This is a genomic window from Polynucleobacter sp. UB-Siik-W21 (genome assembly GCF_018687415.1).
Taxonomy (GTDB): domain Bacteria; phylum Pseudomonadota; class Gammaproteobacteria; order Burkholderiales; family Burkholderiaceae; genus Polynucleobacter.
This window is the reverse complement of sequence record NZ_CP061289.1, coordinates 942,684-964,552: the sequence shown is the minus strand read 5'-3', so window position 1 is coordinate 964,552 and position 21,869 is coordinate 942,684. Positions and strand designations below refer to the sequence as shown.

The window sequence follows — 21,869 nt, the reverse complement described above, 5'->3', positions numbered from 1 at the left end:
TAGTGGCTTGGCTTAATACGGTTTCATGATGCATTACAGAGCCATCTGGATTTCAGACGTACACCTAGGAACATCAGGGTGTCAGGCAAACTACCTCCTCGATTTTTTAAAGCATAACGAAGCCGATAAGTTTTATCTCGTTGGTGACATCATTGATGGCTGGCGTTTAAAGAAGTCATTCTATTGGCCACAGGCTCATAACGACGTCGTACAAAAACTATTACGTAAGGCTCGTAAGGGAGCTGAAGTGATTTACGTACCCGGCAATCATGATGAAAGCGCCCGTCAATTTTTTGGACTCTCTTTCGGCGATGTGAAGGTTGTTGAGGAAGTAATTCACACTACCTTAGATGGCAAGAAGCTCTGGGTTACCCATGGCGATCTTTTTGATGGAGTGATGCAGTACGCCAAATGGCTTGCCTATGTTGGTGATACGCTCTACTCCTTCATTCTCTATATTAATCGTTACTTCAATATGCTGCGAGTCAAAATGGGCTTGCAGTATTGGTCACTCTCTCAATACTTAAAGCATCAAGTCAAGAATGCAGTGAGTTATATCGCTGACTTCGAACATATTATGGCTAGAGAAGCCCGTCTGCGAGGATGCGACGGAGTTGTCTGTGGTCACATCCATAAAGCAGAAATCCGTGAGATTGATGGTTTGCTCTACTGCAACGATGGTGACTGGGTCGAAAGTTTGACCGCCTTAGTTGAAACCCATACGGGTGAGCTAAAAATTGTTCACTGGCCCTATATCAAAGGTGAACCTGTTGAAACTCCTGAAATTGCCTTCCAACCTGCTGTTGAATCACTTCTGAAAGAGGCTGTGCTATGAAAATTATGATCATCACTGACGCATGGGATCCACAGGTAAATGGCGTTGTTCGCACCCTCAAGCAAACCCGCTCTGAATTGACTGCCATGGGTCATGAGGTTGAAATGATTACGCCTAATGGATTTAAATCCATCCCTTGCCCGACTTATCCAGATATCGCGCTCTCCTTATTTCCAGGCAAAGAAGTAGCCCGTCGTATCAAAGAGTTTGCACCCGATGCCATGCATATTGCTACAGAAGGTCCTTTAGGTTTATCTGCCCGCTCATACGCTGTTAAGAACAATCTACCCTTCTCTACTGCGTATCACACCCGTTTCCCAGAGTATGTAAAAGCACGTACTGGTATTCCGCTGGCAATCACTTATGCCTTTATTCGCTGGTTCCATGGCCCTTCAATGGCAGTGATGGCACCAACGATTGTAGTGAAAGATGATCTTGAGAAATACGGTCTGAATAATGTGGTTCTGTGGTCACGCGGTGTTGATTTGGATATTTTCAAAATGCAAGAATCCAAGACTCTTAATACTGCACATCCCATATTTTTGTATGTTGGTCGAGTAGCGATTGAAAAGAACATCAATGCATTTTTAGAGATCGATTTACCAGGGTCTAAATGGGTAGTTGGTGATGGTCCAGCGATGGCAGGCATCAAAGAAAAATATCCTGAAGTGAACTATCTTGGTGTTCTGCAACAGCATGAGCTTGCCAAAGTCTATGCAGCAGCTGATGTATTCGTGTTTCCTAGTAAGACTGATACGTTTGGACTTGTTTTACTAGAAGCCATGGCTTGCGGTACTCCTGTGGCGGCTTATCCCGTTACCGGCCCCATTGATGTTCTCGGGAACTCCAAAGCGGGCGCCATGAATGAAGATTTACGTGTGGCCTGTATCGAAGCATTAAAAATTCCTCGTGAAGTTGCCCGTGCGCACGCTGAGAAATTTTCTTGGAGAGCCGCTTCTGAAGAGTTTGCAAAACATCTCAAGCCGGTACCAACGACTGATGTGCATGTCACAGCCATTGCTTAATAAGGGCTTGTTTTGACCTCCCCCTATCATATAGATCAAAACCCCCACAAAGGGAATCGTGGACTTGCTAGAGCATGGCATGCAGCTAAGAATTCTTGGTGTGGCTTGGTTTATGCCTTTCAAGAAGAAAGTGCTTTTAGACAAGAATTAACGCTATTCGTTTTATTAACGCCAGTCGCCTTTCTTTTGCCAATTAGTTATTTGGAAAAGGCTTTGCTAATTGCCTCTTTGCTCATGGTATTGGTCGTTGAGTTGCTCAATTCCAGCGTTGAAGCGGCCATAGATCGCATCTCCTTTGAACATCACGACCTCTCTAAGCGCGCCAAGGATTTTGGCTCTGCTGCGGTCATGTTAGCCCTGTTGATTGCCGTTCTGATGTGGTCTGCCGTCTGTATTCCGATTGTCTTAAAACCGTAATAAATGCGCTCTACGATCATACAAACCATATACAAGGCTAACTATGTCTGATATTCCAAACCCAATTGGCGCCTTTGAGATCTTTTCTCCTAGAAAGAAAAAGGATCCAAGCCAATCTAAGTTAAATCCCATTAAAAAGCTCTCTAAAAAGCTGGCCAAGAAGCTATTTGGGAAAAAATTTGCCACCAAAGCCCGCGCTGAATTAGCGGCAGCTGAAGCAGTTGCCGTTGTACCTCAAGCAGCAAAAGCAAAACGCCCTGCATTTCAGATTCAATGGGCTAGTAGCGCAAGTGAAGTCAAAGAAGCACAGCGTTTACGTTATAAAGTCTTCGCAGAAGAAATGGGCGCAAGTCTCTCTCAAAACCCAGAGGGTTTAGATGTCGATGAGTTTGATGCTTATTGTGACCACCTATTAATTCGTGATCAAGACACCCTAAAGGTGGTTGGCACCTATCGCGTTCTGCCACCACACAAGGCTAAGGAAATTGGTCGCTTGTATTCTGACTCTGAGTTCGACCTCACCCGTTTAGATCACTTGCGACCTAAATTAGTCGAGCTTGGCAGATCGTGTGTTCACCAGGACTATCGCTCTGGTGCTGTCATCATGGCTCTGTGGAGTGGTTTAGCCCAGTACATGCTGAAAAATGGCTACGAAATCTTGCTCGGTTGCGCAAGCATTCCGATGGCAGACGGTGGTCACTTTGCAGCCAGTCTCTATAACTCACTTGGCAGCGATCAAATGGCGCCAACTGAGTTTCATGCCTTCCCCCGCTTACCATTGCCCTTAGATAAGCTCAATGGTGGTCTAGAAGTTGACGCTCCTCCATTGATTAAGGGTTACCTTAAATTGGGTGCCAAGATTTGTAGCGCTCCAGCATGGGATCCTGACTTCAATACTGCAGATTTACTGACTATGCTGCGTTTGTCAGATATCAATCCACGTTATGCAAAGCATTTCTTGGGGATGTAATTCTAAGAAAATATTTTCAGGTGAATTGGCCGCTTCCACGTGAAGCGGCTTTTTTATTCTGCAGCAGTATTACTTCAGACTGACTTGGTAAGACCGACCTACTCTTTCCCATTCAGCCGCCTCTTTAATCAAACTAAATTCTGTTAGAGGGTGTTCAGCAGCCCACTCTTTAGAAAGACTCACTAGATAAGATCCATTGTGTTCAGATACTTTAATACGCGGTAAATTGGTGTCATTACGACCACGACACAGCACTTGAGCTAAGCGCAAGCAAAACAACATGCGCCAATCATAGAAGCTATGGTTGTTTGCAAGCTTTCCAAGCTTGCCAGTATGGCCAATCAATAAGGCCGCTAATCTAGCTTGATCATTCTTGGAAAATCCAGGCATATCGGCATTCGCTGCGATATAGGCTGAATGCTTGTGATAACCATTGTGTGAAATTGAAAGGCCGATTTCATGCAAATTAGCCGCCCACTGCAACAAAGCCACATTATCTGCTCTATTCTCTGCCTCAGGCTTTGGTAGCTGCTGTAAAAAATCAACCGCTAGTTTGCCAACCCGATTAGCCTGCTCACGATCTGCCGCATAACGCTGCATGAACTGTTCAACTGTTACGTAGCGCATATCATGATGTTGTGAGCGCCCCAGTAAATCGTATAAGACACCACTTCGTAAAGCCGCATCAGTGACTTCCATCTCTTCGATGCCCAACTCATCAAACACCGCCAGCATGATGGCTAAGCCACCAGGCCAAACAGACCTTCTGTCATCCTTAAGACCTACCAACTCAACTTGATTGACATTCTCATATTTAAGCAAATGTTTCTTAAGGGCTTTTAAGCCTTCACGTGTAATCAGACCACTGCTGGAATTCGCGCGACCCATGCTCAGGCTATCCCCGTGACCATTGAGGTCATTTGCGGAAATCAGCTCCGCCAGAGCTCTCGCCGTACCTGATGACCCAATCGCCTGCTTCCAGCCAGAATTGAGATAAGCCCCAGCAATGACTTGAATTTCCCGTCTCGCAGCTAACTCCGCCTCTTTAAATTCATGTGCATCGATATTGCCTTTGGGGAAAAAACGCATACTATGAGAAACGCAGCCTATGTAGAGACTTTCCAAGAGCTTGGGTTCATAGCCTTTGCCGATGATAAATTCTGTCGAGCCACCGCCGATATCAACCACCAAACGATTGCCTTGCACGGCTTGGACTTCATGGGCGGCACCAATATAGATTAAACGCGCCTCTTCAACCCCTGCAATCACTTCGATTGGAAAGCCTAAAGCTATTTGAGCGTCATCCACAAATTGCTGAGCATTTTTTGCAACCCGTAGGGTATTTGTCGCAACCGCGCGCACGTTGGCAGGATCAAAGCCTCTAATACGCTCGCCAAAGCGGCGAATAGCGGTTAAGCCTCTTTGGTAAGCATCATTACCAAGTAATTTATTCTCTGTAAGGCCGGCAGCGAGACGCACCGACTCACGCAAGGTATCTATAGGTCTTAGTTGAGTGCCAGAGGGTGTATTGACTGCCTGAGCAATGAGCATCCGGAAACTATTAGATCCCAAATCCACTGCAGCAATGAGGTCTGCAGGATTAGATAAAGGATCTACGGGATGACTTGCCAAAATATTCCCCAAAAATGGAATGCTGTATCGAATATGTCTATTTTATGTAAAAACCGTGACACATTGATGAAAATGACAGCAGGCCTAATGGGCTGGGCTTGGCAGGACTCGTTTAGGCAGCCAAGTTTTGCTCAGAGCTTGAGCAATCGCGATTAGCAAAACTACACAAAATGCAGCAATCACCCGACTTGGGCTTCAGAATCGTGCTGCAAGAATGGCAACGATAGAGGTGGTAAGAGCTACCCACTTCAATGCTGATGACCTCAGAGGCTTGGCAATGAGGACAGGTAAGGATTGATTCTAGAAGTTCAGATTTAGTATTCACAGCGCAATACTGAACCAGGAATGTTTCAGTATTGTGTCATTGACTGATTGCAGTTTCAGTCAATGACAGCCAATTAATATGAGTAACAAACCTCATAAGCAGGGAATTTATTTTGAGCCAAGACCCAAAGACTGAACCATAACTTTAAATACCTCTGTGTTATCCATAAAGCCTTTGAATTTCTCAGAACCTGGGCCCATTGCATTGAGCAAGGCATCGTCTGCAGTATGCACACCAACATCCTGATGAGATGGTAAATTGCCACCCACATGGATGGCATCTTCTTGTAGCTGAATATATTTCGGATTAGCTACAAATTTTCCAGAATCATTCTTGACCGCTGGGACAAAAGTCCCATCTAGCTTCGGATGCATGGTTTCATAATGATCTGGGTAATTGCCATAGAAGAATGCCAGACGTTTAGTCACATCAATTTGATTGGGATAACCCTGCACATCTGCCTTAGGATAATTAGGGAATCCTGCCGATGCATAGGTGCCCACCTTCTCGCGCAGTGGGCCCGGTATATCGTCATGAACTACGCCACTGATCGAACCACTATGGGTATGATCAGGCGTCACAATAATCAGTGTGTCCGGATTCTTTTTGGCAAAATCTTTAGCGATTTGCACAGCATTACTCAGCATGATGGTGTCAAAAGCCGCTCTCTCCCAATCTAATGGGTGGTTGAACTTGTCAATTAACGCAGCCTCTACCATCAAAAAGAATCCATTTGGATTTCTAGATAAGACCTCTATCGCCGACTGAGTCATCTCTGTGAGATCAGGTTGATTCGGGAATTGGGCAACAGTATTTTTTTTGAGAAAAAGGCGATCTAAAGAGCCGTCCATATTATCTGGATGAAACACGCCAAATAATTTTTTCGTGTTTTTATTATCTGCAGCAGACATTAACTCTTGCTTAGTAAATGCCAGTTGATAGCCATCAGTTTTAAATGCTTCAATGAGATTTTTTTCATCCTTACGCTTAGATGCTTTTGCCGATTGAGGATAAAAGTAAGCAGCACCACCGCCCAAAATAACCTCGGCCCCACTGGCTAATAATTGATCAGCAATATATTGCTTATCAGCGCGACGTCTCGTATGGGCGACCATAGCCCCTGGGGTGGCATCTTGTAATTCAGCATCAGACACAATGCCTACTGACATCTTGGTCTTGCGCTTGAGCAACTCAGTGATCGTCTCTACCTTAGGGTGAGATAAATTATCACTGGCACGAGAAACATAAACGCCCATGGCATTAACAGCAGTCTTGTGTCCTGTTGTGTAAGCACTCATGGAATTGGCAGAATCGGTAATCAAAGAATCAGAGCCCGAAGTTCCAATCATGGCTGTACTAGGCATATCATCGAATGCCAGCCTACCTTGATATTTACCCTCTGTGATGCCTTTGGATAAAACACGGGCAGCAGTTCGGTTGGCAATGGTCATGCCATCACCCACGAACAAAATTACATTTTTTACTTTACGTGGACCGCTTGCATAAACATCCCAAGTCACTTGTAACTTTTCTTGTGGTGTACGAGCTACTAACTCATATTTTCCTGCCTTAGGCAGTTGCACATCCCGATAGATCACTGAGCTACCCTTACCGTTTTCGTCAGAGATAAATTCTGATTTGCTAGTGATCAGTTGATTGACAGGTGCTCCGTTAATAGTGAGGGAGAGATTGCTGGGATCAATTACTTGATTGAACTCTACTTTGATATCGAATTTAGAGCTGGCCAAAATACTAGCTTGATCAATTGGATAGATCGCAGCCGCCTCAATGAATCCCGCAAAGGAAGTAAACAAAATCGGGAGTACGGCTTTAATGAGATAGGATATTTTCATAGAATGAAGCAAGAAAAAAGTTGGGGGAAACTACAATATCCACCCAGAAAATGACAGTCTGATGACTAAACCATAATATGCCTCAAAGAGCTATTTTTTTCTTTGCCGTCTGTAATTTTCCGGATTTAACCGCCTTACAGAATTGCTCATAGTCCTTCATATTTTGCTTTGAATACGACTTGGCAAAAGAATACAGCGCTTCATTGAGTTCTGCTGATTGGCCGCAGTATCCCGCAATCATGGCAGCATCACCCGAACGTGCATGACCTAAGGCTAAGGCCCAACCAAATAACTTTGCATAATCAGGAAAGTTTTTTAAAGTCACTCCACCAGTACCAACTCCAATACCGCCTTTCATATCGCGCAATTGACGCAAATAGAAACCCTGACTCCTATGGATATCATATTGAACGGCGCCATAATTTAAGAAGATATCGGGGGCACCCTGAAGCAATCTCTGGCCAGCTACAACACGGTGACCCATATCGCGATAGATAGATTCGCCAAGATATGGCGTTAAGACCGATTTTTGCGCTTCCTTGTATTGCAGAAATAAGGGGTCGTTTTCGCTATCACCCTCAAAATATAAGACCATGCAATTGGTTCCAACGCTACCAACACCGACTACTTTTCTGGCGAAATCTTTGAGTGAGTAACGCTGAAACAAGATTTGTCGATCTACCAATAATGTGCTGGAGTAATTCAACAAGGCTTTATCAATCATGGATTCTAAGGAGACGCCATAGGCATCTTTCTTAAAATGTTCAATTAATGGAGGTCTATTGATAATGCGTCGATTCTTGCCCACCAGTGTTGTCAAACTTTGCAGCACCTGAATATTACCCTGCCCCTTGGTCTCCTTCAGGTAGGCATCTAATTTTTTCTGATGCTCCTTACTAAAGTGCTTGCGAATATCTTTCTCACCAATAAATTCTTGCGCCAAATCCAAATAAGGCATTTTGGCGTATTGCTCAATCCGCTTTTGATACTCTGATGCAATGTGGTAAACCAACTTTTTACCCAAGGCCTTATCGCCACCCAAACTCTCTGATGCGATCAGAGCACTAGAAACTAAACGTTTGATATCCCACTCCCAGCTGCCAGGTAGCGTTTCATCAAAATCATTGATACCAAATACCAATCGATGTTCCGCTGTTCCAAATAAACCAAAGTTGGAAACATGCATATCTCCACAGAGCTGGACAACGATATTGGTTGTGGGTTGATTGGCTAAATCTTGCGCCATGATGGCAGCGCCACCACGGTAAAAAGCGAAGGGAGACTGCAACATCCGTTCATAGCGAATCGGAATTAAAGATTGAATGCGTTGCTTGGCCTGCTCTTCCAAGATCGTGACAGGATCAATGCGGCTTTTTGGCGCTGTATATACCCCTTGCTCGGCAATGCTCACCTGCTTGCGTAAGGCCTTGCCATCGGCCATCCGCTTTTTGATACTTGGGCGAGGATTTTTAAAGGACTCTACTGACCTCAGAACGGCAAATAGGGGTTTCTTCTCAGAAGACATGGGCTACCTAGGCAATGAACTTACCTGCACATCTTAATGCTTATACAAATAAGGAGGGTTGATTAAGAATTGAGGTAAATCAGCTTTTTCTGAATACTTGCCGGCAGAGTCGAGAACCAAACACTATCGTCACCTACTGCAGGCAAGATTTGGCCGTATTCAATCATTTGACCGGGGACAATTTCGTCAATATAGGCCCAAATTTGGTGCCCTGCTAATTTAGTAGTGCTTTGTATAGCAATCTCGAGCTCAACTAACAATTGTTTCTTCATTTGCTCGCTTCTACCGATGCGGATTTGACCATTTAGAAAAATATGTGGTTCATCAAGCAGAACGCCACCAATAAAGCAATCATGCTGATCTAATTGCTTAAAGATCACCTGAGCAAAATAGGCCTCTGCACCAGTCACATCTGCATGAATTTTGGTGATCGCTTTGGCAAGGGTGAATTTTTGATGGGTTGTCAGCGATAAGCCGGCGTAATAAACACTATAGGTCGCCATATTAAGATCTGTTATTAATCCGTCTTATTTGCATTGATGATGAATAGCATGCAGTTCATCTTTGATTTGCAAGTGATCCAGCTTATCAATTGGAAGATCAATTAATAATTCAATCCGATTACGCAATCCCATTTCGACTTTTCTAAAGGCTTCCCACATATCATGCTCGCTACCAGTTACAGCAGCAGGATCCATAAAGCCCCAATGGGCAGTAGTAGGATGACCGGGCCAATAAGGACATTCTTCCCCAGCTGCAGAATCACAAACGGTAATGATGAAATCCATTTGAGGTGAATCCTCTTTACCAAACTCGTCCCAGGTTTTACTTCTCAGTAATTCCAGTGGATAACCTATCTCCCTAGCAAGTTTTAAAGCAATAGGATGTACATAGGCTTTTGGCTTAGAACCAGCCGAATGGCCAATAAAGCGGCCATGACTAAGAGTCGTAGCTAGGGCTTCTCCAAGAATAGAGCGAGCAGAGTTGCCAGTACACAGAAAGAGAATGTTATAGGGGCGAGTCATCAGAAATGAATAGATAAATTTTCAGTTCAAATAATTTCATCGAGACGCAATGCATACTTTCCGTCTATTAGAAATTGATTTGTTTTTCGATCATTTAAGTAGACAATTTTAGGCTTAACTTCACCGGAGTCTAGTGGAGGTTTTTCTTGGACTTCGTTGCGAAATACATCAGACAAATATTGAGCAAGATTTGTGTTCATGTCGATTTCACTTTCTAAAGAGAAGATGACACCATCCTAGTGCGTCTTTATTTCAGTTTTATTAATATCAATCAAAGAAAAAACCCAGTCGAAACTGGGTCTAAGGGAGAGTGCTACCACTTTATCTTGGTCAGAAAATATCCGACAATTGAATATAGCGTTGATACATGACATGCTGATGACTAGCTACCAATTCGGTGATTCGCATATCGATTTGCATACCCTACTCTTGCTTCATTCCAAGCGTTCCATAAACGTAAAATCAATTTTTTCATATTGCATCCTTGTGATGAAAGATTAATCTCGGCATTTCCATTGTGTGGAAATGCATTAACAAGCTCATTCACATTATTCAATCATGAAATGACAAGGGAGAGGCGTTTTTATGACAGATTGAAGTGACTGGGATACACTGATTTGATAATCATTCATTAAGGAATTCGAATCATGGATTGGAGCCTTTACAGCACTATCGCATTAAGACTAGCTCTAGCCTTGATAGTTGGCGCTATTCTTGGCCTTAACCGTTGGCTTCATCACAAATCTGCTGGCATTCGGACTCACTCCTTAGTTGCCATTGGCTCAGCAACAGCGGTCATGCTGATTAGTGACTTTGTCCAAGATGACGCACAGGCTGTCAGTCGCGTACTCCAAGGACTGATCACTGGTCTAGGATTTTTAGGTGCTGGAGTCATCATTCGTGAGCAACGCTCCCAAAAAGTTCATGGCCTGACTACGGCAGCCAGTCTTTGGGCATGCGCTCTGATTGGCGCGTCTTTTGGGGCTGGGCAATTTGTTTTGGGGGGATTATCCTTGGGAGCAATTTTGCTAACCCTGATCATCGGCGGCCCTCTAGAGCGACTGATGGCAGGGCTAACCGGAGTTAAAAGAGAGTCCGAAGTTTCTGACGATCCGGACTAAAAACCCATTAAAACAGTCAAAAAAGGGGATTTGTCATATTAGTTTGGTAGGATTGCCTATCCCTAACAATGACAAGTTAAAGCCATGAGTGATTATCGATATGAAGATGCAGTTAAACAACTGCAAGAAACTGGCGCAATTGGGCTAGTTGACTTAAAAAGTCTCCCGCATGAGGACCTTGTCGAGTTATTTGAAGAAATCAAGGTTTGGTGTTTATACGCCAGCGGCAAAGCCGATAAATTGCCAAAAGAATCCAAGAAAAAGAAAAAGAAAAAGAAGGATTGATTTTCTAAAAGGCTTAAGCAGTTAAGCGGTTTTTTGGAAACTGCAAGGTAAAAGTACTCCCTTTTCCTGAGGTACTTTCAATGTTTAATAGAGCTTGATGCCTGTTGGCAATATGCTTGACGATGGCCAAGCCTAAGCCAGTCCCTCCAGTATCACGAGATCTGCTCCGGTCTACCCGATAAAAACGTTCTGTTAATCTTGATAAGTGTTCTGACGCTATTCCAGGGCCTGTATCTGTTACAGAAAATTCACCCTGACCTTGAGCGTTCACATCCCATCGCACCTGAATTTCCCCAGCATCTGGTGTGTACCGAATAGCATTGGATACTAAATTGCTAAATGCAGACAGTATCTCGCGCTCATCTCCCAAGATATTTTCCTTAGCAAGGACCTCAAAACTAAAACTATGTTTTCCTTGAGACAAAGCTTCCGCATCATTCCTGAGTAATGCCATGATTGTTTCGACATTCACCTTATTTGCAGTGGCAGGCAGCGAATTAGATTCTAGATTAGCAAGCGTTAATAGATCTTCAACGAGGCTTTTCATACGCTGCGCTTGAGACATCATCATGTCGAAATACTGATCACGTTGACTCTTCTCAAGATCCAATGTTTGGACTGTTTCTAGAAATCCCATTAAAACAGTAATCGGGGTTCTCATCTCATGCGAAACATTGGCAACGAAATCGCGACGCATCGCATCTGCTTTTTGCAGATCAGTGACGTTTTGTACTAGTAGCAAGTGTCGTTGATTACCAAACGGAAATGGTTGCAATATTAAGCTCAGACTACTCTGAGGCCCCATTCGCTCTAATAGCAAAGGTTCCTCAAAATCACGTCTCATTAAATATTGAACAAACTCAGGGCGACGGATCAGAAAATTAATCCTTTGCATCGCATCGCGCCTAAAGTTCAAACCAAAGAAACTCTCAGCGATGGAGTTGCACCATTCGATCTGATCATTTTCATCTAGCATCACAATGCCGTTAGGTGAAGCCTGAAAAGCCTCGATAAAATTCTCGTGTTGCTGCTCAATATTGCGCATTCTTAGCTTTAAGTTCTTCACTAAACGCTGCAACTTATAAAGCACCTCTTCCCAAAGTCCGCTTGGCAAGGGCATGGACTCAATGGAGTCATCTTGTACATATTTACCTAGTCGCGCTAAGTTGATATAGGTATAGATGAGCGGTACCGCCAAGAGCGCAATCCCAACAACAATAGCCCACTCAGCACCTAGATTAAATAGGGTGATGAAGGCGGCAATGATTGCAAGACCAACAATGAAAAAAAAGCGGGTTAAGGCGGAAATCATGCTGCCATCTTAGATCATCTCCAGAAACACCACGGAAATGAGCGAAAAGGACAAAAATTGATAAATTTAAGACTCTGTAGGAGTCTTGGTAATCCGGTAACCGCTACCCCTGACCGTTTCAATATAACGATCGCAATCGACCGGGGCTAGTGCAGCCCTCAAACGCTTAATATGAACATCAACCGTACGTTCTTCAATGTAGACCTCATTGCCCCATACGTTATCAAGTAAATTGGTACGTGAATGGACTCTTTCAGGATTGCTCATAAAGAACTGAAGGAGTCTGTATTCAGTAGGTCCTAAAGAAATCGGTCTTGGATCAGTATTGGGCCAAATAGCTAAAACCCGGTGGGAACTTGGGTCGAGCCTCAAAGGACCCACGGTCAGCGGGCCAGTATCTTCAATTGGAGTTTGTCTGCGTAAAAGGGCTCTAACCCTGGCAATCAACTCTTTAGGAGAAAAAGGCTTGGTCACATAATCATCTGCACCCGAATCTAATCCTAAGACCTTATCGGCCTCTTCGCTTTTAGCAGTGAGCATCAAAATTGGTAAACCTCTGGTGCGCTCATTTGCTCTCAGTTCTTTTGCAAACTGCACACCGGATTTTCCAGGGAGCATCCAGTCTAAGATGATAAGGCTTGGCAATCGCTCCTTCATGAGACCTTGGGCGATATCAGTTTGCATCGCCTTCTCTACCTCAAAGCCAGCATGGGATAAGTTGATTGCAATCAACTCTGCAATCGATGGCTCATCTTCAACAACTAGTATGCGGTGAGTCATGCGAATAGTTGGGCTTATTTAATCGCTTTTGTTCGCTTCGCGCACTAAATCTTCGTGCGGAATATGGCGTACATCAGAGCCTTTTGCGATATAAATCACAAACTCAGCAATATTCTTGGCGTGATCACCAATACGCTCAATCGCCTTAGCAATCGTCAGCATATCGAGGCCTGTAGAAATGGTATGCGGATCTTCAGACATATATGTAATCAACTTGCGGACGAAGCCTCTAAATTCTTCATCAATCTGGCGATCTTCAGCAACAACTTCAGCAGCAGCTGTGGTATCAAGCCTTGCAAAGGCGTCTAAGCTACGGCGCAAGAGATTAATAGCCATCTGTCCTGAAAGACGAATCTCTGCAACGTTGATGTTATGTGGTGCACCAGCCTCAATTAAACGCTTGGTTCTCTTAGCTACACGCTCTGCCTCATCACCTGCGCGCTCCAAATTCGTAATAGCTTTGGATACTGCCATTACTAAACGAAGATCACGAGCAGTAGGTTGGCGGCGAGCAATAACTTCTGTACAAGCTAAATCAATTTGTATCTCTAGGTCATTTACCAGCTTTTCATTTTCGATGACGATATTGCAGGTATCAAGATCCATTTGCGTAAAGGCACGCATAGCGGTAGCAATTTGAGATTCAACCAATCCGCCCATTTCAAGCAAACGGCTTGAAAGCGAATTGAGATCAGCATCAAATTGGGATGAAAGGTGTTTATCTGGCATTTAATATCTCCAATTAACCGAAGCGACCGGTAATATAGTCTTCTGTTTCTTTACGCTTAGGCTTGATAAAGATTTCATCTGTTTTACCATACTCCACCAAACTACCAAGGTACATATAAGCTGTGTAATCCGAAACACGGGCAGCTTGTTGCATGTTGTGAGTAACGATTGCAATCGTGTACTCATGCTTAAGCTCATTGATCAACTCTTCAATTTTACCTGTAGAAATTGGATCTAAGGCAGAAGTAGGTTCATCAAGCAAGATGACGGATGGCTTCACGGCAACGCCACGGGCGATACACAAACGCTGTTGCTGACCACCAGATAAAGATAAACCACTTTGATTCAATTTATCTTTTGCTTCAGTCCATAATGCAGCCTTATTGAGCGCCCACTCTACCCGCTCATCCATTTCAGAGCGTGAGAGTTTTTCATATAAGCGAACACCAAAGGCAATGTTTTCATAAATAGACATTGGAAATGGCGTTGGTTTTTGGAAAACCATGCCAATACGTGAACGCAATAAATTCAAATCTTGGCCTGGCTCAAGAATATTTTGACCATAGAAGTTGATTTGACCTTCAGCACGTTGACCTGGATAGAGGTCATACATACGATTTAGTGTGCGCAACAGAGTAGATTTACCACAACCTGATGGGCCAATAAAGGCAGTAACTTTACCTTGCTCAATATCAAGATTGATATTCTTCAGACCTTGGAAAGAGCCATAATAAAAGTTAAGATCTCTCACTTCAAGCGCATTAATCGCAGCTTGGCCTGATTGTTGATTTGTTGTTTCCACACTACCCCCTTGACTATCAATCTTATTTAAGTCAAACATTGATTTCATATTACTCATCATCCTTGGACCTTCTCTCGGAATACAACGCGTGCCAAAATATTTAAGCCGAGAACGGCAAACGTGATCAGCAAGGCACCACCCCAGGCAAGCTCAACCCAGTTGTCATAAGGACTCATGGCAAATTGGAAAATCACCACTGGCAAATTGGCCATAGGCGCATTCATATTGGTTGAGAAAAATTGATTATTCAGTGCTGTGAAGAGCAATGGGGCTGTTTCACCACTTACACGTGCTAAGGCTAGCAAGATACCAGTCATGATACCACTTTGCGCTGCCCGCAAAGTAATCATAAAAGCTACCTTCCACTTGGGTGTACCCAATGCATAAGCTGCCTCACGTAAACTGCCTGGTACTAAACGCAACATATTTTCAGTAGTGCGAACCACAACAGGTATCGCAATCAGAGCAAGAGCTACAGTACCTGCCCAGCCAGAAAAGTGCCTTGCTTGCGCCACAATAAAGGCATAGACGAACAAGCCAATCACAATCGATGGTGCAGATAACATAATGTCGGTTACAAAGCGGGTCACTGCCGCAACACGGCTGCGATCACCGTATTCAGACAAATACAGACCTGCTAGAACACCAATGGGGGTACTGACCAAGGTACAGGTTCCTACCAATAGAAGACTGCCAACGATTGCATTAGCCAGTCCACCACCTTCTGAACCAGGAGCTGGCGTGCTATGAGTGAACAGACTCAAATCAATGGCTGAAAAGCCCTTAAATAACAAAACACCCAGAATCCAAAAAAGGAAGATCATTCCTAGGAGCATGGCACCCATAGACAAGGTAAGACCAATTTTATTGGCTCTTTTACGTTTGGCAAAGATGCTTTTATCGATGTTGGAAGAATTGTTCATGTTTTCAAGCCCTGCTTCTTCTCCATATTATTTAGCATCCACTTTGCGCACGCTAAAACAACGAAGGTAATAATGAACAGCGCCAAGCCTAGGGCAAACAAAGAAGATAAATGGTTACCAGCTTCAGCCTCGCCAAATTCATTGGCCAAAGTTGAAGCAATCGAAGTGCCTGGGGAGAATAAAGAAGCTGATAAGCGATGTGCATTACCGATGACGAAGGTAACAGCCATCGTTTCGCCAAGCGCCCTACCTAATCCCAACATCACGCCACCGATCACGCCAGCCTTGGTATAGGGCAACACAACATTCTTAACCACTTCCCAAGTAGTACAACCAATGCCATACGCTGATTCTTTGAGAACTGGTGGCACGATTTCAAACACATCGCGCATGACAGAGGCAATAAAAGGGAGAATCATCATTGCCAAGATCAAACCTGCACAAAGAATACCAATGCCATTAAAGGCGCCAGAAAATAAGATTCCGAAACCAGGAACTTGTCCTAAGGTACCAGCTAATACTGGTTGAATATATTCAGCAAATAAAGGAGCAAAAATAAATAAGCCAAACATGCCATAAATGATGGATGGCACTGCAGCCAATAATTCAACTGCTGTTCCCAATGGTCTGCGAAGTGGACCTGGGCATAACTCTGTTAAGAAGACAGCAATGCCGAAGCTCAAAGGAACGGCTATCAACAGGGCAATTAATGAGGTAATTACTGTGCCATAAATTGCAATCAGTCCACCAAACTCACCATTAACAACATCCCACTCTTGTGAGAAAAAGAATCCTGGGCCAAATGTATGCAAGGCTGGCCAAGCATTCATCACCAAAGAGATCAATATTCCCATCAATGCAATTAAAACTGACACCGCAAAGAATTGCGTGACTGCATGGAATAAGAAATCCTGAACTCGCTGTAACTTCGCGATTTTTAGAGCTTGCGGCGTAGGTGCCGAGTGAGACTGAGTAATGTCCATTGAGATTGGCTTATTTAAATATTGAAACAGCTCCACAAAGTTGTGGAGCTGCTCATGAATGATTGATTAAGAAAACAAGCATCAAACCTTACTTAGTTACAACCTTCGTAAACACATTCTTGCGAATGAATTCAGTAGTCTTGTCTGGCATTGGAACGTAATCCAACTCTTCTGCCATTTTTTTGCCATCTTTGAAGGCAAAGTCGAAGAACTTGATCACCTCAGCAGCATTTGCCTTATTTTCAGGATTCTTATAAAGCAGGATGAAAGATGCGCCAGTGATTGGCCATGATTTAGCACCAGGAGCATTGGTAATAAATGTACCCATACCTGGAATAGTTGACCAGTCAGTTCCAGCTGCAGCTGCAGCAAAAGTGAGGTCATCAGGAGAAACATAATTTCCATCTTTGTTTTTCAAAGAAATAAAGGTCATTTTATTTTTCTTGGCATAGGCGTACTCAACATAGCCAATCGAGTTCTTCACGCGGGTCACGTTTGCAGCAACACCTTCATTGCCTTTACCGCCAACTGTAGAGGCTGCAGGCCACTTCACGTTAGCACCAGAGCCAACTGAATCCTTAAACAAAGTACTAGTCTTTGCTAAGTAGTCAGTGAAAATTGCAGTAGTACCAGAACCGTCTGCACGGGTCACTACCGTGATTGGACCAGAAGGAATCTTAACGCCTGGGTTCATGATGGCGATACGCTTATCACCCCAATCAGAAATAAGGCCTTGGAAAATGTCTGCCAATGTTGGTCCGTCTAATTTGATCTCGCCTGGCTTCACACCATCCACGTTAATCACTGGAACAACGCCGCCAATAATGGCTGGGAACTGAACCATGCCATCTTTTTCGAGTTCATCAAATTTGACTGGATTATCAGTGGCGCCGAAATCAACTGTTTTTGCTTTGATTTGCTTGATGCCGCCAGAAGAACCAATAGATTGATAGTTCAAGTTAGAACCCGTTTTGGCCTTGAAGGCTTCAGCCCACTTAGCATAAATAGGATATGGGAAAGTTGCGCCTGCACCGGTCATGTCCACAGCAAATGCTGCTGGAGCAAGTGAAATAGCGCCAATAACGAGTGCCTTTTTCAAAAAAGATTTCATGTGATTAGTCCTGATATTGAAATAACGCAACATTGCGATGGATTGACGATACGTTTTCACTATGACGATTTAGTGACAAGCCAACGTTTACAGATAATATCTATATTAATCAATATCTTGCAGAATATTGATTAAACTCATTACTCGGTCAGAAAATGATCATGAATGACTTGAAGCACCTTGTTTTATGCATGTTTTTCAAGCAAAGAGAAGCAAAAGAACTCCCTAAGCACCAGACATCTAAATGACATGGAATTGGACTATAAAAATCTTTAAATCATTAGTACGTCCTGCAAGATTCTCATGAAACGCCTTTGCTTTGCTCTTCTGCTTCTCCCAATGCTGTCCCATGGATTTGAACCATTGAATACGGATGATGCAGGTACGGTAAAAGCTGGTGGCAATCAAATAGAGCAGTATTTTTTCTCGATTAATCGTAATGGCGGCAATCAACAAGCAGACGTGACCACGCCTGGTGAGGAATATACGGGCAGAACAGATGCAAAAGCCTTTCCTTTTACCTATACCCGTGGCTTAAGCGATCAATTTGAGGCCTCAGTTTCTACTACCTACTACAACCAACCTAGTGGATATTACGCAAAGTTTGCCAACTATGTCCTTGCAAGTAAATGGCGGTTTTATGAGGACGAGCAACTAGGTTATGCCTTTGCCGTTAAGCCCACGGTCGTATTGCCGGCCGGCAAACAGCAACAAGTGGCTGGACTAGGCTTAGCAGCCTTCAATTATGGAATGAACTTTATCGCCTCAAAATACTGGCATGACATAGAAGTTCATATCAATGCGATGTATATGCGATCGCCCTACAACATCAATTACAGCGTAGGGTTTGCTACCGATAATAATCGCACGAACATATTTCTAGTTTCAGTAGCGCCTGTTTGGTCCATCAGCAAAGATTTGAAAATTGCACTGGATCTTGGAGTAACAACAAACCCGCCGACAGTTGAACAATATGTCAGTCATTACGCCTTGATCGCAGGAATTTACTCTCTTACTGAGAGCCTGGATTTAGGACTTTCTTATATGCGTACCGGCATGAATTACAGTCAAACTTTTGCATCGCAACAAGCTAGCGCCACACGTAGCGAAGTCGGAATCACTTGGAGATTCTGAGTAAGCTCGACATCTATTTTTAACGGCTACAAAATTGTCACAATCGCATAGCAAAATCACTCTAACCATTAATGCATTGAATTGGAGTCTGCCATTTACTATCAAATCATTCCCCTAGAGATGGGCTCCTTAGTAGAACGCAATATCTTCCAGCAAGAAAATAAAGAGATTAAGTGTGGAACAGTTTGGAAATTAGGCTCCGTTTTAACCAGCATCAAGCCATCCTTCATTAAGGCTTACGATCCTAATATTGGGATTTGCGTCGATGATATTCCTGGTGGCGCAATCAGCAAGACTTACGGTGGAGAGAAAGTGATTTACTTTTCCGATACTGTCGGGGAAGATGAGCAAGATGAGCTCACGGATATCTTTTACCAAAGTAACCGCAAATATTCTAAGAATTATGCGGATGTCTTTCACGATCTCGGCTGGAAACACTGTAGCTTAGAATCCTATATATTTGGCGAGCTGGAAATTAAGGAATTAACTGATGCACCTATCTCTCACAAATAAATATGCGATTGTTTAAAGCGTTTTTAGTTGGGCTGTTCATCGCCTGCTCGGGCGTTATCTCTGCCCAATCATTTGAGCCTTTTCAATTTGTCGCTTTAGGTGACATGCCCTACTCTCTTCCGGAAGATGATGTTCGCTATGAGAGATTGATTTCCGAGATTAATAAAACCAAACCGAGCTTTAGCATCTTTATCGGTGATACAAAATCGGGCTCCACTCCTTGTAGCGATGAATACAATCAGAAAGTTAAGGCCTATTTCAATCAATTTATCTCTCCTCTCATTTACAGCCTTGGTGATAATGAATGGACCGATTGTCATAGACCGCTCGCTGGTTCTTATGATCCCATTGAGCGACTAGATAAGCTCAGATACATCTTCTTTAATACCTCTAAGAGTCTGGGCAAACAAACGCTTGATCTCACCAGACAAGCCGATGTAGATCCTAAAAATAAAAAGTTCGTTGAGAATGCTTACTGGGTTAAAAATCATTTTCTCTTTGTCAATCTCCATATCCCTGGATCCAATAATAATTTTGAGCGAGATGAACGATCCAAAGCGGAATACTATGAACGAAACCAAGCTAATCTAGATTGGATACAAAGTGCTTTTGCACTTGCCTCGATGAAGGGCTATTTAGGCATTGTCTTTTGCTATCAGGCCGATATGTTTTATACCCCTACGCAAGCAACTCATGCGGAAAGCGGCTATCGAGATACCTTGCACACGCTCAGCAAACATGCGCAGGAGTTTAAGAAGCCCGTTCTCTTAATCCATGGCGATAGCCATCGACTCATCATAGACCAGCCATTAAAAACCATAGACCAAAAACACGTCGTCGAAAATGTTCTGCGCCTAGAGGTAATGGGTGCCGAACAAGTCCAAGCAGTTAAAGTCCAAGTCAATCCTAAGTCTGAGCAACCATTTAGTTTCACGCCAATTCTGTTAAGGCAGAATATGAGTCTTCCTAGGACCTAAGACCTAAGACCTAAGACATATTTTTTGATATCCTGCATCAGATTCGTATCACTGCATGAAATATCACGCAATCCACACACACGTGTCATATTTCGTTTGTAGAGTGGAGATCTACTTATGGGAGATGTGGTGCAATTCTCTCGTTACTGGTTACGATAAGTTTGCACTAACAGCCCATAGGTAACCAAATTCAGAATTAGCGATGATGATGTATGACTAAATTGTAGGCACTAGATCTGAAATACTCTTTGCAGCACTCATGGCAACATCAGCATCTTTGGTTTCGACCATGACCCTCAAGAGAGGCTCAGTGCCAGATGCCCGAATCAATACCCTGCCAGTATCTTTGAGATCATTTTCTACTTTAGCAATCTGCTGCTGTAGAGATTCATCCGACTTCCAGTTGTACCCTGGTTTGAATTTCACATTCAAGAGTACTTGCGGGAAAATCTTCACTGTTTCCAGCAGTTGGGCAAGACTCTTCTTGTTCTGACTCATGGCCGCTAGGACTTGCAATGCTGCGATCGTGCCATCACCTGTGGAGTGTTGATCTAAGCAAAGTAAGTGTCCAGATCCCTCACCGCCAATGATCCAGCCTCTTTGCTTGAGTAATTCCAAAACATAACGATCGCCAACATTGGCACGCTCAAAGTGAATGCCAAGTCCTTTAATAGCATTCTCAACGGCTAAATTTGTCATGAGGGTGCCTACTGCCCCGCCCAGCTTTTGGCCACGATCTAGGCGATCTTTTGCCAAGACATAGAGCAACTCATCGCCATTGAAGAGGCGACCGGTAGCGTCTACCATTTGCAAGCGATCTGCATCACCATCAAGGGCGATACCGATATCAGCATTCACTTCTTTAACTTTAGCAATCAAGGCTGCTGGTGCTGTAGCTCCACATCCATCATTAATATTGCGTCCATCTGGGTTAACGCCAATAGAGATGACTTCGGCACCAAGCTCATGAAATACATGAGGTGCAGTGTGATACGCAGCGCCATTGGCGCAGTCCACTACCAGCTTCAAACCTTTAAGATTTAATTCGCCTGGAAAGGTAGACTTGCAAAACTCAATATAGCGCCCTGCTGCATCGTCCAAGCGATAGGCTTTTCCCAATTCTTTGGAGTTTACGCACCCCATGGTTTTTTCTAGCTCAGCCTCAATTAATAGTTCAAACTCATCCGATAACTTATCGCCATTAGCGGAAAAGAATTTAATCCCATTATCTTGATAGGGATTGTGTGATGCAGAGATCACAATGCCTGCAGAAAGACGCAAAGCTTTCGTGAGATAGGCAACGCCCGGAGTTGGAATGGGGCCGCATAACAGAACGTCAACACCTGCAGCAGCAAAGCCAGCCTCTAGGGCCGCTTCAAGCAAGTAACCCGATACGCGGGTATCTTTGCCGATCAGCACTTTGCAACGCTCACCTGCTTTGATATCCTGATTCAATACCATGCCAGCGGCATAGCCTAGGCGGGTCATGAATTCTGGAACTATCGGAAAGGTGCCTACTTCGCCGCGAATACCATCAGTGCCAAAGTATTGTTTTTTCATAAATATCATTATAAAACTCAGAACTTTAGATT

General features: G+C 43.7%; 23 protein-coding genes. 9 read left to right on the top strand and 14 right to left on the bottom strand.

The annotated features are described in order from the left end of the window. The first annotated feature begins 25 nt into the window (after positions 1 to 25). The 4 genes from C2756_RS04970 to C2756_RS04955 are packed head-to-tail and all read left to right on the top strand — an operon-like array spanning position 26 to position 3,247. Positions 26 to 835 (top strand): UDP-2,3-diacylglucosamine diphosphatase, encoded by an 810-nt coding sequence (locus C2756_RS04970; RefSeq protein ID WP_370624067.1) that lies wholly within the window; start codon positions 26 to 28, stop codon positions 833 to 835. Further along, positions 832 to 1,860 (top strand): glycosyltransferase family 1 protein, encoded by a 1,029-nt coding sequence (locus tag C2756_RS04965; RefSeq protein ID WP_215320493.1) that lies wholly within the window; start codon positions 832 to 834, stop codon positions 1,858 to 1,860. Before C2756_RS04970 ends, C2756_RS04965 begins: the two co-directional genes overlap by 4 nt. Positions 1,861 to 1,872: 12 nt before the next feature. Next, positions 1,873 to 2,277, top strand: coding sequence for a diacylglycerol kinase (locus tag C2756_RS04960; RefSeq protein WP_215320491.1), 405 nt, complete (start codon positions 1,873 to 1,875; stop codon positions 2,275 to 2,277). Between the two features lie 43 nt (positions 2,278 to 2,320). Beyond that, positions 2,321 to 3,247, top strand: a complete 927-nt coding sequence (locus C2756_RS04955) for a GNAT family N-acetyltransferase (protein WP_251372121.1) — start codon at positions 2,321 to 2,323, stop codon at positions 3,245 to 3,247. Between the two features lie 69 nt (positions 3,248 to 3,316). On the opposite strand, the gene ppx is transcribed toward C2756_RS04955, so the two are convergent. From ppx to C2756_RS04925, 6 genes are all read right to left on the bottom strand, one after another. Then, positions 3,317 to 4,879, bottom strand: coding sequence for an exopolyphosphatase (gene ppx, locus C2756_RS04950; protein WP_215320489.1), 1,563 nt, complete (start codon positions 4,877 to 4,879; stop codon positions 3,317 to 3,319). Between the two features lie 112 nt (positions 4,880 to 4,991). Then, entirely contained in the window at positions 4,992 to 5,204 is a 213-nt protein-coding gene (locus C2756_RS04945) for a GDCCVxC domain-containing (seleno)protein (RefSeq protein ID WP_215320487.1), read from the bottom strand. Positions 5,205 to 5,311: 107 nt separating this feature from the next. Beyond that, entirely contained in the window at positions 5,312 to 7,057 is a 1,746-nt protein-coding gene (locus C2756_RS04940; protein ID WP_215320485.1) for an alkaline phosphatase, read from the bottom strand. Positions 7,058 to 7,139: 82 nt separating this feature from the next. Next, on the bottom strand, positions 7,140 to 8,582 hold the full coding sequence (locus tag C2756_RS04935; protein WP_215320483.1) for a DUF2252 domain-containing protein: 1,443 nt from the start codon (positions 8,580 to 8,582) through the stop codon (positions 7,140 to 7,142). A gap of 62 nt (positions 8,583 to 8,644) precedes the next feature. Next, the gene (locus C2756_RS04930; protein ID WP_215320481.1) at positions 8,645 to 9,085 is read right to left on the bottom strand and encodes a tautomerase family protein; all 441 of its coding nucleotides are present in this window, start codon (positions 9,083 to 9,085) and stop codon (positions 8,645 to 8,647) included. Positions 9,086 to 9,109: 24 nt separating this feature from the next. Next, positions 9,110 to 9,607, bottom strand: a complete 498-nt coding sequence (locus C2756_RS04925; RefSeq protein WP_215320479.1) for an arsenate reductase ArsC — start codon at positions 9,605 to 9,607, stop codon at positions 9,110 to 9,112. A 647-nt stretch (positions 9,608 to 10,254) separates the two neighbouring features. Here C2756_RS04925 and C2756_RS04920 point away from each other — a divergent pair. Together C2756_RS04920 and C2756_RS04915 are read left to right on the top strand one after the other, a co-directional pair. Then, the gene (locus tag C2756_RS04920; protein ID WP_216860792.1) at positions 10,255 to 10,728 is read left to right on the top strand and encodes an MgtC/SapB family protein; all 474 of its coding nucleotides are present in this window, start codon (positions 10,255 to 10,257) and stop codon (positions 10,726 to 10,728) included. An 84-nt stretch (positions 10,729 to 10,812) separates the two neighbouring features. Continuing rightward, positions 10,813 to 11,013 carry a hypothetical protein gene (locus C2756_RS04915; RefSeq protein WP_215297043.1) on the top strand — a complete coding sequence of 67 codons (201 nt, stop codon included), beginning with the start codon at positions 10,813 to 10,815 and terminating at the stop codon, positions 11,011 to 11,013. Positions 11,014 to 11,026: 13 nt separating this feature from the next. Here C2756_RS04915 and phoR read toward each other — a convergent pair whose 3' ends face one another. The 7 genes from phoR to pstS all read right to left on the bottom strand — a co-directional run bounded on the left by phoR (position 11,027) and on the right by pstS (position 17,653). Then, positions 11,027 to 12,325, bottom strand: a complete 1,299-nt coding sequence (phoR, locus tag C2756_RS04910; protein ID WP_215320478.1) for a phosphate regulon sensor histidine kinase PhoR — start codon at positions 12,323 to 12,325, stop codon at positions 11,027 to 11,029. Between the two features lie 66 nt (positions 12,326 to 12,391). After that, positions 12,392 to 13,105 carry a phosphate regulon transcriptional regulator PhoB gene (phoB, locus tag C2756_RS04905; RefSeq protein ID WP_215320476.1) on the bottom strand — a complete coding sequence of 238 codons (714 nt, stop codon included), beginning with the start codon at positions 13,103 to 13,105 and terminating at the stop codon, positions 12,392 to 12,394. Between the two features lie 18 nt (positions 13,106 to 13,123). Continuing rightward, on the bottom strand, positions 13,124 to 13,834 hold the full coding sequence (gene phoU, locus C2756_RS04900) for a phosphate signaling complex protein PhoU (protein WP_215320474.1): 711 nt from the start codon (positions 13,832 to 13,834) through the stop codon (positions 13,124 to 13,126). Between the two features lie 13 nt (positions 13,835 to 13,847). Continuing rightward, positions 13,848 to 14,684, bottom strand: coding sequence for a phosphate ABC transporter ATP-binding protein PstB (gene pstB, locus C2756_RS04895; protein WP_216861664.1), 837 nt, complete (start codon positions 14,682 to 14,684; stop codon positions 13,848 to 13,850). 8 nt (positions 14,685 to 14,692) lie between these two features. Continuing rightward, entirely contained in the window at positions 14,693 to 15,559 is an 867-nt protein-coding gene (gene pstA / locus C2756_RS04890; RefSeq protein ID WP_215320472.1) for a phosphate ABC transporter permease PstA, read from the bottom strand. Next, positions 15,556 to 16,542: a phosphate ABC transporter permease subunit PstC gene (pstC, locus tag C2756_RS04885; RefSeq protein WP_215320470.1), complete on the bottom strand. Its 987-nt coding sequence runs from the start codon at positions 16,540 to 16,542 to the stop codon at positions 15,556 to 15,558. The genes pstA and pstC overlap by 4 nt, the downstream gene beginning before the upstream one ends. An 88-nt stretch (positions 16,543 to 16,630) precedes the next feature. Continuing rightward, entirely contained in the window at positions 16,631 to 17,653 is a 1,023-nt protein-coding gene (gene pstS, locus C2756_RS04880; RefSeq protein WP_215320468.1) for a phosphate ABC transporter substrate-binding protein PstS, read from the bottom strand. A 303-nt stretch (positions 17,654 to 17,956) separates the two neighbouring features. Between pstS and C2756_RS04875 the strand changes: the two genes are divergently transcribed. From C2756_RS04875 to C2756_RS04865, 3 genes are all read left to right on the top strand, one after another. Next, on the top strand, positions 17,957 to 18,787 hold the full coding sequence (locus C2756_RS04875) for a hypothetical protein (protein ID WP_215320466.1): 831 nt from the start codon (positions 17,957 to 17,959) through the stop codon (positions 18,785 to 18,787). Positions 18,788 to 18,868: 81 nt separating this feature from the next. Beyond that, the gene (locus C2756_RS04870) at positions 18,869 to 19,300 is read left to right on the top strand and encodes a hypothetical protein (RefSeq protein ID WP_215320464.1); all 432 of its coding nucleotides are present in this window, start codon (positions 18,869 to 18,871) and stop codon (positions 19,298 to 19,300) included. Positions 19,301 to 19,302: 2 nt separating this feature from the next. Further along, entirely contained in the window at positions 19,303 to 20,277 is a 975-nt protein-coding gene (locus tag C2756_RS04865; protein ID WP_215320461.1) for a hypothetical protein, read from the top strand. Positions 20,278 to 20,493: 216 nt separating this feature from the next. Here the strand turns inward: C2756_RS04865 and glmM are convergent, their stop codons facing one another. Next, positions 20,494 to 21,837, bottom strand: coding sequence for a phosphoglucosamine mutase (glmM, locus tag C2756_RS04860; protein WP_215320459.1), 1,344 nt, complete (start codon positions 21,835 to 21,837; stop codon positions 20,494 to 20,496). Between the last annotated feature and the right edge of the window lie 32 nt (positions 21,838 to 21,869).

Bases quoted from the DNA above. Each gene is read 5' to 3' on its own strand.
- pstB (WP_216861664.1), bottom strand. From the start codon at position 14,684: ATGAAATCAATGTTTGACTTAAATAAGATTGATAGTCAAGGGGGTAGT.
- C2756_RS04865 (WP_215320461.1), top strand. From the start codon at position 19,303: ATGCGATTGTTTAAAGCGTTTTTAGTTGGGCTGTTCATCGCCTGCTCG.
- C2756_RS04930 (WP_215320481.1), bottom strand. From the start codon at position 9,085: ATGGCGACCTATAGTGTTTATTACGCCGGCTTATCGCTGACAACCCAT.
- glmM (WP_215320459.1), bottom strand. From the start codon at position 21,837: ATGAAAAAACAATACTTTGGCACTGATGGTATTCGCGGCGAAGTAGGC.
- phoR (WP_215320478.1), bottom strand. From the start codon at position 12,325: ATGATTTCCGCCTTAACCCGCTTTTTTTTCATTGTTGGTCTTGCAATC.
- C2756_RS04925 (WP_215320479.1), bottom strand. From the start codon at position 9,607: ATGACTCGCCCCTATAACATTCTCTTTCTGTGTACTGGCAACTCTGCT.
- C2756_RS04965 (WP_215320493.1), top strand. From the start codon at position 832: ATGAAAATTATGATCATCACTGACGCATGGGATCCACAGGTAAATGGC.
- C2756_RS04955 (WP_251372121.1), top strand. From the start codon at position 2,321: ATGTCTGATATTCCAAACCCAATTGGCGCCTTTGAGATCTTTTCTCCT.
- phoB (WP_215320476.1), bottom strand. From the start codon at position 13,105: ATGACTCACCGCATACTAGTTGTTGAAGATGAGCCATCGATTGCAGAG.
- C2756_RS04875 (WP_215320466.1), top strand. From the start codon at position 17,957: ATGAAACGCCTTTGCTTTGCTCTTCTGCTTCTCCCAATGCTGTCCCAT.
- C2756_RS04920 (WP_216860792.1), top strand. From the start codon at position 10,255: ATGGATTGGAGCCTTTACAGCACTATCGCATTAAGACTAGCTCTAGCC.
- C2756_RS04915 (WP_215297043.1), top strand. From the start codon at position 10,813: ATGAGTGATTATCGATATGAAGATGCAGTTAAACAACTGCAAGAAACT.
- phoU (WP_215320474.1), bottom strand. From the start codon at position 13,834: ATGCCAGATAAACACCTTTCATCCCAATTTGATGCTGATCTCAATTCG.
- C2756_RS04970 (WP_370624067.1), top strand. From the start codon at position 26: ATGATGCATTACAGAGCCATCTGGATTTCAGACGTACACCTAGGAACA.
- pstA (WP_215320472.1), bottom strand. From the start codon at position 15,559: ATGAACAATTCTTCCAACATCGATAAAAGCATCTTTGCCAAACGTAAA.
- pstC (WP_215320470.1), bottom strand. From the start codon at position 16,542: ATGGACATTACTCAGTCTCACTCGGCACCTACGCCGCAAGCTCTAAAA.
- C2756_RS04935 (WP_215320483.1), bottom strand. From the start codon at position 8,582: ATGTCTTCTGAGAAGAAACCCCTATTTGCCGTTCTGAGGTCAGTAGAG.
- C2756_RS04940 (WP_215320485.1), bottom strand. From the start codon at position 7,057: ATGAAAATATCCTATCTCATTAAAGCCGTACTCCCGATTTTGTTTACT.
- pstS (WP_215320468.1), bottom strand. From the start codon at position 17,653: ATGAAATCTTTTTTGAAAAAGGCACTCGTTATTGGCGCTATTTCACTT.